Below are 10,425 nucleotides of genomic sequence, written 5' to 3'. Positions count from 1 at the left end.
AAAGGGGATTGGGGAAAGGGGGACGTGGTAAGAGAGTTGTTAAATGATTCCTCCTTGTCCTCCTTGTCCTCTTTGTCTCCTTTGTCCCCAAATCCCCGATCCCTACCTCTTCACTGAAATAAAATGTAACATCCTTGATAGAAATCACCATGTAAAACATTAAAGGGCATTGTCAAATATTTAGTAAATTTGAGACAGAGTTCCCTAGCTTGAATAAACATGCAAATTAAGGATCTCCTGCTTAGTGAACCATCTATTGAGGCGGCAATTGAGCAAAATCCGCTGATTGTCTTACCTCAAACTTTACTGGTAGATGTCATTGCTTTAATGAACCAATCACGCTCTAACAGTAAATTTTCTGTAGATTCACCATCAATCGAGTTCAGCAAATATCCAAGATACTCCAGCTGTGTTTTAGTGGTGCAGGCAAAAGAATTAATCGGGATTTTAACTGAAAGGGACATCGTTCGGTTAACAGCTGGTGGTATTAATTTTCAAAAAGTAACAATTGGTGAAGTAATGACAAAGCCGGTGATTACCTTATCCCAGGCTGACTTTACTGATATTTTCGGAGCATTGTTTCTGTTTCGGCGCTATCGAATTCGTCACTTGCCAATCTTAGGTACTAATAGAGAAATTATTGGTGTAGTCTCACCTAAGAGTATTCGTAGTGTTTTAACACCTGCTCATTTGCTTCAACTCATACGTGTGGCAGATGTCATGAATACTCAAGTTATCCGTACTCCGAAAATAGTTTCAGTACTAACTTTAGCTCAAATCATGGCTGAGTATCGAGTTAGTTGTGTGGTCATTAGTGAAGAAGAGCCACAACCAGAGTTAGGATATTTTATTCACAAACCTTTAGGGATTGTCACTGAGCGAGATATTGTCCAATTTCAGGGAATGGAGTTAAATTTGGCTGCATTACAGGCGGAAACTGTGATGAGTACACCGCTATTTTTACTTAATCCAGAAGATTCTTTGTGGACTGCTCATCAAGAGATGCAAAGGCGACGGGTGCGAAGATTAGTAATATCTTGGGATGGTGGTAGAGGATTAGGACTGGTGACTCAAAGTAGCTTACTACGAATGCTCGATCCCAGCCGAATGTATGGAATTGTTAAGACATTACAAAGAACGGTTGAGAATTTACAAAATACTGATCAGTAACCAAATGGGTGTCGAAAATTACCAACCACTTTGTTAATTTCTTGAGCGATCGCCAGTAATTCCATTTCTCGCCAGCGCTTTCCAACAATTTGCATTCCAATTGGTAGACCATTTTTGGTTTGTCCAATTGGAATAACTACAACAGGATGTCCACTGAGATTAAATGGCATAGTATAAGACCCGTTGGCGACTGCATGGGGATAAGGTCTACCATCAATGTCAACAGCACTCCAAGCGGGACGATGGGTGAAAGCAGAGGTTGCAGCTACTGGAGTGAGCCACACGTCCCATGGCTCTAATGCTTCATCTATTTGACTGATGAAGCGATCGCGCTCTGTCAATGTTTCAAAATATCCTTTCAGACTAGGATTCAACAATTCAGGCAATAAGCGGCTAAAATCCCCCAATTTTCGCATAGATTTGTCGCCTTGGGTTGCTGTACGAAATATCTGCTTCCAGCTGCGACGCAGGTTATATTGATCTACTGGTTGAGCATAAATGTTGAGATATGCTGCCATCCGTCCGTAGAGATTCAGTATTTTTGACAAATCAAAATCTTGAGGATACCAACGTTCTATTTGAGTACCTAATTGAGAAAGAGTTTGTGCGATCGCACTCATTGCGGCTCGAATTTCACCAGCAGCAGGAACTTCTGCCCATTCATCAATCCAAGCAATTTTGAGATTCTGTAAAGACTTGCCGGAATGAGTATCTAATGTTACAGGTGGAACATCAGGAGAGCGAGAATCAGCACCTGCAATTAATGAAAAGCACAGCCGGATATCTTCGAGCGATCGCGCAAAACAACCCACTGTCATCATTTGCCGAATACATATCGGCATTCCAGGTACCTCCGGAATCTGCCCTGCTGTAGAAATGCGGCGATCTGTAGGCTTTAAACAATATACACCACAGAAATGAGCAGGTTGACGCACTGAACCAGCAAAATCGTTGCCTAAATCCAAACTTGACAGCCCTGCTGCAACAGCTGCGGCGCTTCCTCCAGAACTACCACCAGGAGTATAGTCAAGATTCCAAGGATTATTTACTCGTGGGAAAAGAGAATTCGTACTCTGGTAATCACCAGCTAATTCAGCCATGTTTGTTTTCCCCAGAATTACCGCTCCTGCTGTCCGCAGTCTTGCAACGACGGTTGCATCTTCTTGAGGTACATAGTCTTTCAGGGGAATATAGCCTGCTGTGGTACGTAGTCCTGCTGTTTCAAAAATGTCTTTAATTGTAATGGGAACACCATGTAAAATACCCCAGTTCTCATCTCGTGCTAAAGCCTGATCCGCAAGTTTGGCTCGTTCACGGGCGCGTTCTTCATCTAAGGTACAGATGGCGTTAAGTTGAGAGTTATGTTGAGCGATTTGTGCTAAATGAGCATCTACTACTTCTAGGGATGAAACAACGCGATCGCGTATCATTTGAGCAAGCTGATAGGCAGGCGTAAAGACTAGATCGCTCATATAAAATTAACTCTTGCTAATTATCATATATAAACGAAGGACGAGCATCACTGTCTTCTACAGGCCAATCATCATTTTCGCCGCCGATGTAAACTTCATCAATGGTGACGTATTCTACACCGAGTTGTTGAAGAGCATTGATGAGAATATCGAAAGCGATCGCATCTGAAGTTCCCAAATCAAACCAGCAACGTCCCCATTGACCCTGATACTCAAAGTCTCCCTTGTTGTGCATCAGTGCTAACAAAGTTCTATCATATGCATCAGCATCATAATTCATATAGCTGAGATCTAACCCTGTTTCCTGCACCTGGAGATTTTCAGCATTATACGCACCCAACTTACCCATGTAAAACCAGGAATCAAAAAGTTCTTCTACATATTCTTTTTCACGTTGTGAAGGTACAGTACTGAACTTCAGCCAAATCCAGATATCAAAAGGATCAAATTCACGAAACTGTATTTTCATTACTCAAAAGTTGCTTAATAGAATCTTACTTAAAGCTACCAAAATAAATTATAGGTCAGTCAGGCAAGAAAACTAGGACAGAAAAAAGTTCATAGTAAGACTTTAGTCCTTTATCTAAAGGGAGTATCCAAGTTTTTCAAAATACCGCCAAGCAAAGGGTTTAAACTTTGCTAATAGCGCAAGTCGTATAAATACGACTTCATAAAATCAAACAGTCTGCTTAAGCAGACTTGAGCTATCAGACTGCGATTGAAATCGCAGGCATTTTTTTGAACATTTGGGATGCTCCCTTATCTAAGCGCTAAAGCGCTTACTACAAACTAAGAAAAGTAAATAGCACAGTAGTCCACTACCTTTGAGCGCGAGCAATATCCTGTGCAGTTTTGCGACGTTCACGTTGAATTTGTTTTACCAAAGTTGCTGGTAGCTGAGATTTTTTCGCCAGTGCTTGGTCAAAATTGCTAACCGCCTCCTGTAACAGTTGTTGATTTTTCTCTTTTCCAGCCATCCCTCGCAAAATTTGAGCTTTGAGGTAATACACTTCTGGATTATTTGATGTCACCTTTAAAGCACGATTTGCATATTCCAGCGCTTGATTATACTGTTTTAAGTCTCGATATCCATAGGCAATACCCCGATCTGCCAAGTACTCAGGCCCAGCACTTTTGTCTAAGCGTTCAATTGCCTGTTGGGGATTGGCAAAGGGTAAATTTACAGCTAGCATCAAATCCATGTAGCCTTTGAGTAAATTTAGCTCTGGATCGTTGGCAGAAATTGCCTCTGCTTTGTCTAAATATTTGTAAACTTCCTGCAACTTGGTTAATGCTTGTGCCGCACCGTTGACTGTACCTTGACGACGAACCTGTGCTGCTCCCTCTAAAAAATGACCAACGGCAGTGTAAAGATTACCACGCAAGGGATCACTAGCAATTAACTTTTGCCCAATTTCGAGAGTTTTTTGGCTGTAGGTATCAAGGGTAGCCCAATCTTGATTTGTATACGCTAGGGATGCCTTCATTGCATAGGCTAAAGGTTCATTTGGTTCGCTGGATAATGCTTGTTGTAGATAAGCCTCTGCTGCTTTGTAGTCACCCTGTTGAAAAATTGCTTTGAAAGCTGCCTCAGTTTTATCACCTATATTACGTGCTTCTTTTGTCCGAAAAGGATCAGCAGCAACAGAAGGATTAACCCATGTATTCAGAACTAAAGTCGTTGCCAGACCGACTTGAATCAAGATTTCAAGCCTACCAGACAGAATTGCTTGCACAGACGGAAACCATTTACTCATTTTTGTGTTTCCTTCAGGATAATTACTGTTAATCTTGTTCTATATGTTACTTAAAATTCAAAAGATAAATCAAGGTTTTCGGGTGTTTCAGGTAAAGACTGGTATACACTTTGACTGTCGTGATGTTAACGGGTTCCCATATTTTGTTTTAGCTGTTGTTCCAAAATAAGTTTGCCACAATAAAAACAATTGTGAGTGAGGTTTTCTGTGTGATCTTAAAATTTAAACAAAAGGTGAAGATCCTATAGTCTTTGGCTTTCTCTACACCCCCATACCCTGACACCCACTTTCAAGTCATAATGTCCTGTGAACTTTTTCAGGACTTGGCATATGCTCAGTGTGTATTTATATAGATAAGTCCTAACTCTTTTTGGTATTGTTAACAAATGCTCTATCTCAGAAATGTAGTTTACCACCCCACAGCTTGTCCGACAGCAATTCTCAAATCAATTCATCTAGACTTGGCATCCCAACAGTTGGGTTTGATTATTGGACCAAGTGGTTCTGGAAAAAGTACGTTACTCGAAATTTTATCTGGACTAGCTGAACCAACATCCGGTTCTGTGAGTTGGCACGAACAAACCCTGACTGCTGAAGACTTACAGCAATTAGCAGGTTTGGTATTTCAGTTTCCCGAACGGCATTTTTGCGGTGGTACGATTTTAGAAGAATTACGCTTAGGACATCCAGAGTTAGGAACACAAAGAGTTAAAGAAGCATTGCAAGAGGTGGGTTTAGAGCATTTATCATTAGCCACATCACCCCAAGCTTTGAGTGGAGGTCAGCAGCGACGTTTAGCTCTCGCTGTGCAATTAATTCGTCAACCACGCTTATTATTACTCGATGAACCCACCGCCGGGTTAGATTGGTCAATGCGTCGGCAATTAGTCAATTTATTAGCAAAACTTAAAAAAGATTGGACACTGTTGGTAGTAACTCACGATGCTGGCGATATGTTAGCGATCGCCGACCGTTGCTGGAGTATCAAGCATGGCGAACTCGAAGCAATCGACCCTTTGACACTCACAAGCAAGGTTGACGAACCCCTTTCGGTAGTGTGATTGGGGATTGGGAATCGGGGACAAGGGAGACTTGTCAGTTATCAGTTATCAATTAACAGATTCATGACAAATGATAAATGACAAATGACCATTGACTTGCCTGGTAGTCAATACTGCTTCTCCATGATCTGGTATCCAGGCTACCCATTCAGATTGAGATATTGGACACAGCAGCAGTGCTTCGTCAAAGCTGTAGGGGTTGGGAAGTTCTAAGAGTTTCACCCAGGTATTAGCTTGAAAATTTTGCTGGTCGATTTTGATTTCAAACTCATCAGTTGACCAATCCAAGTAGCATTTTCTGGACTGTACTGCAAAATCTGGTCTACTTAAATCTAATTTCATGGCTCTGCCTTAACCTTCAGCCAAGTGCTTATTCAAAAATATTTCTGTAACTAAGACTACAAAATTACTAATATTTTTCAAAAGAGATTGTCTCATAACTTAACTTTTTCAATTTGATTGTTTGTTGTTTGCACTCCTACTCACCAATCACTAACAATTGAAATATGTTGCAACCTGGATTAGGCGGTGTATGGTGGGCTGTACACTGGCTACTAGATTAAGATTGCTTGCTAAAACAGGAGTAGAACAGGCGATCGAGCAGGATGAAGAGAAGACAACTACTTGGATAAACCAGCAACTTGAAAGCGGTTGGCATTAATTTATCAAATTCAACTTAATTTAATGGAGGCATAATGTCTGAGATGACCCTAAACCAAGAACAATTCAAGGAAATCTTGAAAAGTGCGATTGTCGAATTGATTCGTGATAACCGTGAAGAAGTCTCTGAATTTTTGGCAGAAATTATTGAAGACATAGCAATGGAACGAGCGATCGCGGAAGGTGAAACAACTGAACTGGTTAACCGCGACTCCATCTTTCAAATTTTGGAGGCGAAATCTTGAATGGTTACTGCTAGAAATTGCTAAAACAGGAGTAGAACGGGTCATCAAGACTGATGAAGCGATCGCCAAGCAAGCGATTCCAGTTTGTGACCCTTGAAATATGTTGCAACCTGGATTAGGCGGTGTATGGTGGGCTGTACACTGACTACTAGATTAAGATTGCTGGGTTAAAAAATGTCAACAACTTCTATTCCCTCACTGCGTGATCAACAACATCCCCTGATTTGTCAACTTGCTAATACTATTGAAGCAGCTTGGCATAAACACCTAGACCTTTCGCCCTACCATTTACCTGCGGAGTTGGGGTATGTGGAAGGTAGATTAGAAGGCGAAAAATTAATCATTGAAAATCGCTGTTATCAAACGCCTCAGTTCCGTAAAATGCATTTAGAATTAGCAAAGGTGGGAAACATGCTGGATATTCTCCACTGTGTGATGTTTCCTCGACCAGAATATGACTTGCCAATGTTTGGTTGTGACTTGGTTGGTGGTAGAGGTCAAATTAGTGCAGCGATCGCTGATCTTTCACCTGTTAACTCTGACCACTCTTTGAGTGAATATTATACTTCTGCACTCGTGGCGTTACCAGTAATGAATTTTTCCCAACCGCGTGATTTACCAGAGTGGGGAGATATCTTTTCTGAGTTTTGTATGTTTGTGCGTCCGAGTTCCACCGAAGAAGAAGCAATTTTTCTCAAACGCGTAGAAGCATTTTTAGACATTCATTGTCAAAATGCGATCGCTTCTAACCAAATTTCACCCGACAAAATGGTGCAAATTATTGCTGGACAACATAATTACTGTACCAAACAACAGCAAAACGATAAAACTCGTCGTGTATTAGAAAAAGCTTTTGGTTCAGAATGGGCAGATAATTATATGACTACTGTTTTATTTGACCTACCGAATTAATTATTTTTTTGTTATTAGTTGGTGGTTGGTGGTTGGTAGCTGGTTGTTTGTAATTAATATTTTCCATTACCAATTACCAATTACCTATCATCTGTTAGGTTTGTTACGTTTCACCAAAACTTATTAATATAGAATTTATTTAAAGCGAATAAAATGGAGTAATATAACTGTAATAGCGACTATAAACTCCACTGCATCTCTTCAAACAACCAGGTGTATCTAATAGTAACAATTTTACTTTTTTTATTTTACCAAACCTTCATCTAACTATCTATTAAATAATTGATTTGTCATTGATAGTTAGTGTATCCACAAGCGCCATTGTGAAAAACATTGGCGTTGAATTGTCTTGATAAATAAAAATTGAAGATCAGGAACAGCTTTAAATTTTTGGAATTTATAGTTGTTATTTTGTTATTTATCCAAATTTATTTCTAATTCATATAACTATGCTTAATTCGCTACTTTTTACTTGCTTTAGTATTAGCAAAATTTAAAGATAAGGGTAATTTACAATGACGCGGATGACAGAGGAATCAGCATTTAGAGAACAACCTCAACTTTGGTGGGCGATCGCGATCGCTCTACCAGTCACAGTTGCGGCTGGGGTGCTGACTATGGCGAAAATGGATCAGGTGAAACAAACTGAACCGATAGCCAGCGCACCAATTGTCACCACTGTTCATGCTGTGGGACGTATACAACCGCTAGGAGACGTGATCAAACTTTCTGCTCCCACAGGAATCCAGGGGACTTCGCGAGTTGAACAACTTTTGATCAAAGAAGGAGAACGTGTTAGAAAAGGTCAAGTAGTAGCGATTTTAGATAGCTTTGGTAATAACAAAGCTGTATTGGAAGAAGCCAGAGCCAGAGTTCAAGAAGCCCGTGCTAACTTGGAACAAATCAGAGCGACTTTACCAAAAGACATCGAAGCTCAAAGAGCAGTTATTGCTCGCTTAAACGCTCAGTTGCGTGGTGAAAGTGTTGCTCAACGAGCCTTAATTAACCGTATAGAAGCAGAATTAAGAGGACAAAGAGATGTTTTTGGAGCAAGTGTTGCGCGTGTTCAAGCCCAACAACGTAACGCCCAAGTCGATGCTCAACGCTATGAAATGTTATACAGAGAAGGCGCAATTTCTCAGCAAGAGCGTGACAATAGACGCTTGAGTGCAGTCACATTTGGTGAGCAACTAGCTGAAACCCAAGCCACACGTAGACAAACTATTGCAACTTTGCAACAACAAATTGCAGAAGCTCAAGTAAATCGAGATAAAACCATAGCGATTTTACAACAACAAATTGATGAAGAAAGAGCCAGATTGCAAAGACTTCTCGATACTCGTCCGACTAATTTGCAAATAGTACAAGCTCAATATGTAAATGCGATCGCTAATCTCAGAAAAGCAGAAGCACAACTGCGCTTAAGCTATGTTGAAGCATCCATGACCGGAGAAGTTTTAAAAATTCATACTAAGGCTGGGGAAACAATGGGCGTAGATGGTATTGCTGAGATTGGAAAAACCGATCAAATGATAGTTGTTGCTGAAGTTTCTGAAGACACAATTGGGAAAGTACGTCTTGGTCAAGAAGCAACAATTAGTAGTGAAAATGGAGCTTTTAACGGTGAATTAAAGGGAACAGTGAGCGAAATTGGTAGAAAAGTAGGTAAGAAAGATGTACTCAATACAGATCCAGCCGCAGATGTAGATGCAAGAGTAGTAGAAGTCAAAATAGCCTTATCTGCTGAAGATAGTGCTAAAGTAGCAGGCTTAACTTATGCCAAGGTAGTTGTGAGTATTGATCTTTGAATTATGAATTATAAATTATGAAATTCAAGTCATAATTTAGCTTTTCACTGAGAAATATATTTCAATTTTTTTTACATAAAATGCTTGGAGACAAACATAATGTTTGGCAGCAAAATACCTCTGGCTTGGTTACAACTCAAACGTGAAAGAACGCGCCTAGCTGTAGCTTTAGCAGGAATTGCTTTTGCCGATATTTTAATGTTTATGCAACTTGGATTTCGGGATTCTCTGTATTATAGTAACGTTAGGTTTCATAGTAGTTTACAGGGCGACATTGTTTTAATTAATCCTCAATCCAGTGCCTTACTGTCAATGAAGCCGTTTTCCCAGAGACGTTTATATAAAGCTTTAGATTTAAAAGCAGTACAATCAGTACATCCTCTTTACGTAGACTATACTAGCTGGAAAAATCCAATCACAGGCATTCCCCGTAACTTGCTTGTAATTGGTTTTAACCCCGAATCTAACGTATTAAAATTAGAGGGGCTGGAAGAAAATTTAGACAAAATTAAAATTCCAGATGTGGTTTTATATGACAAATCATCTCGACAAGAGTATGGACCAATAGCTGCTAATTTTCAAGAAGGAAAATTAGTGACAGCAGAAGTGAGAAGACGATCAATTAAGGTAGGAGGTTTATTTACTTTAGGCGCTTCTTTTGGTGCAGATGGTAACTTAATTACTAGTGATGTCAACTTTTTACGGTTATTTGTCAATCGACAGCCCGGATTAATTGATATTGGTGTAATTAGACTTAAGCCAGGTGCGAATGCAGACACTGTTGCTAAAGAATTAAGAAATTATTTACCATCAGATGTGAGAGTTTTAACGAAGCAAGAATATATTGATAAAGAGAGAAACTTTTGGGCAAGTAGTACAGCGATTGGCTTTATTTTTACTTTAGGAACAATCATGGGATTTATCGTTGGAACTGTGATTGTTTATCAAATCCTTTATACAGAAGTCGCAGATCATTTAGTCGAATATGCAACTCTCAAAGCAATTGGTTATGCACAAGAATACTTACTGATTGTAATTCTACAAGAAGCTTTGATTTTGGCAGTTTTAGGATATGTACCAGGATTTGCTTTTTCTTTATTTATTTATCAACAAGCTAGACAAGCAACTCTATTACCAGTTTATATGAGTGTTGCACGAGCAATTCAAGTACTAATTTTAACAATTATTATGTGTTTTATTTCTGGTGCGATCGCAGTTAGAAAATTACGATATGCCGACCCCGCAGATATTTTTTAATGGGTAATGGAAGAAAGACAAGGAGGACAAGGGAAGCAGGACAAGGGAGATACGGGAGACAAGGGAAGGGAGACAAGGAGGAA

The 10,425-nt window shown here is 39.8% G+C and carries 11 protein-coding genes; 7 read left to right on the top strand and 4 right to left on the bottom strand.

Translation table 11 applies throughout. The features are described 5' to 3' along the window. The first annotated feature begins 219 nt into the window (after nt 1–219). Nucleotides 220–1,170 (top strand): CBS domain-containing protein, encoded by a 951-nt coding sequence (locus tag B4U84_RS10745; RefSeq protein WP_131117714.1) that lies wholly within the window; start codon nt 220–222, stop codon nt 1,168–1,170. On the opposite strand, the gene B4U84_RS10740 is transcribed toward B4U84_RS10745, so the two are convergent. From B4U84_RS10740 to B4U84_RS10730, 3 genes are all read right to left on the bottom strand, one after another. After that, entirely contained in the window at nt 1,164–2,642 is a 1,479-nt protein-coding gene (locus B4U84_RS10740) for an amidase (RefSeq protein WP_017313344.1), read from the bottom strand. The genes B4U84_RS10745 and B4U84_RS10740 overlap by 7 nt on opposite strands. A gap of 16 nt (nt 2,643–2,658) precedes the next feature. Next, entirely contained in the window at nt 2,659–3,111 is a 453-nt protein-coding gene (locus tag B4U84_RS10735) for a DUF3531 family protein (protein ID WP_017313345.1), read from the bottom strand. Nucleotides 3,112–3,460: 349 nt separating this feature from the next. After that, the gene (locus B4U84_RS10730; RefSeq protein ID WP_017313346.1) at nt 3,461–4,399 is read right to left on the bottom strand and encodes a Sll0314/Alr1548 family TPR repeat-containing protein; all 939 of its coding nucleotides are present in this window, start codon (nt 4,397–4,399) and stop codon (nt 3,461–3,463) included. A 386-nt stretch (nt 4,400–4,785) separates the two neighbouring features. Between B4U84_RS10730 and B4U84_RS10725 the strand changes: the two genes are divergently transcribed. After that, on the top strand, nt 4,786–5,460 hold the full coding sequence (locus B4U84_RS10725) for an ABC transporter ATP-binding protein (RefSeq protein WP_017313347.1): 675 nt from the start codon (nt 4,786–4,788) through the stop codon (nt 5,458–5,460). Between the two features lie 48 nt (nt 5,461–5,508). On the opposite strand, the gene B4U84_RS10720 is transcribed toward B4U84_RS10725, so the two are convergent. Next, nucleotides 5,509–5,802, bottom strand: coding sequence for a hypothetical protein (locus B4U84_RS10720; protein ID WP_017313348.1), 294 nt, complete (start codon nt 5,800–5,802; stop codon nt 5,509–5,511). A 190-nt stretch (nt 5,803–5,992) separates the two neighbouring features. Here B4U84_RS10720 and B4U84_RS31935 point away from each other — a divergent pair, with 190 nt between their 5' ends. From B4U84_RS31935 to devC, 5 genes are all read left to right on the top strand, one after another. Further along, a complete protein-coding gene (locus B4U84_RS31935; protein WP_017313349.1) occupies nt 5,993–6,121 on the top strand; it encodes a hypothetical protein in 129 nt (42 codons plus the stop codon). A 43-nt stretch (nt 6,122–6,164) separates the two neighbouring features. Next, the gene (locus tag B4U84_RS10715; RefSeq protein ID WP_242677595.1) at nt 6,165–6,365 is read left to right on the top strand and encodes a hypothetical protein; all 201 of its coding nucleotides are present in this window, start codon (nt 6,165–6,167) and stop codon (nt 6,363–6,365) included. 174 nt (nt 6,366–6,539) lie between these two features. Beyond that, nucleotides 6,540–7,277, top strand: a complete 738-nt coding sequence (locus B4U84_RS10710; RefSeq protein WP_131117708.1) for a phycocyanobilin:ferredoxin oxidoreductase — start codon at nt 6,540–6,542, stop codon at nt 7,275–7,277. 515 nt (nt 7,278–7,792) lie between these two features. Continuing rightward, complete coding sequence (locus tag B4U84_RS10705; protein ID WP_026082158.1) at nt 7,793–9,085, top strand: HlyD family efflux transporter periplasmic adaptor subunit; 1,293 nt, start codon at nt 7,793–7,795, stop codon at nt 9,083–9,085. Nucleotides 9,086–9,184: 99 nt separating this feature from the next. Next, nucleotides 9,185–10,342 carry an ABC transporter permease DevC gene (devC, locus tag B4U84_RS10700; protein WP_017313353.1) on the top strand — a complete coding sequence of 386 codons (1,158 nt, stop codon included), beginning with the start codon at nt 9,185–9,187 and terminating at the stop codon, nt 10,340–10,342. Nucleotides 10,343–10,425: the final 83 nt, after the last annotated feature.

It is taken from the genome of Westiellopsis prolifica IICB1 (genome assembly GCF_004323185.1).
In the GTDB taxonomy this organism is placed as follows: Bacteria; Cyanobacteriota; Cyanobacteriia; order Cyanobacteriales; family Nostocaceae; genus Pelatocladus; species Pelatocladus prolificus_A.
This window is presented reverse-complemented; position numbering and strand designations above follow the sequence as displayed.

Coding starts and splice junctions, on each gene's coding strand:
- B4U84_RS10715 (WP_242677595.1), top strand. CDS start 6,165: ATGACCCTAAACCAAGAACAATTCAAGGAAATCTTGAAAAGTGCGATT.
- B4U84_RS10710 (WP_131117708.1), top strand. CDS start 6,540: ATGTCAACAACTTCTATTCCCTCACTGCGTGATCAACAACATCCCCTG.
- B4U84_RS10730 (WP_017313346.1), bottom strand. CDS start 4,399: ATGAGTAAATGGTTTCCGTCTGTGCAAGCAATTCTGTCTGGTAGGCTT.
- B4U84_RS10720 (WP_017313348.1), bottom strand. CDS start 5,802: ATGAAATTAGATTTAAGTAGACCAGATTTTGCAGTACAGTCCAGAAAA.
- B4U84_RS10705 (WP_026082158.1), top strand. CDS start 7,793: ATGACGCGGATGACAGAGGAATCAGCATTTAGAGAACAACCTCAACTT.
- B4U84_RS10745 (WP_131117714.1), top strand. CDS start 220: ATGCAAATTAAGGATCTCCTGCTTAGTGAACCATCTATTGAGGCGGCA.
- B4U84_RS10735 (WP_017313345.1), bottom strand. CDS start 3,111: ATGAAAATACAGTTTCGTGAATTTGATCCTTTTGATATCTGGATTTGG.
- B4U84_RS10740 (WP_017313344.1), bottom strand. CDS start 2,642: ATGAGCGATCTAGTCTTTACGCCTGCCTATCAGCTTGCTCAAATGATA.
- B4U84_RS10725 (WP_017313347.1), top strand. CDS start 4,786: ATGCTCTATCTCAGAAATGTAGTTTACCACCCCACAGCTTGTCCGACA.
- B4U84_RS31935 (WP_017313349.1), top strand. CDS start 5,993: ATGGTGGGCTGTACACTGGCTACTAGATTAAGATTGCTTGCTAAAACA.
- devC (WP_017313353.1), top strand. CDS start 9,185: ATGTTTGGCAGCAAAATACCTCTGGCTTGGTTACAACTCAAACGTGAA.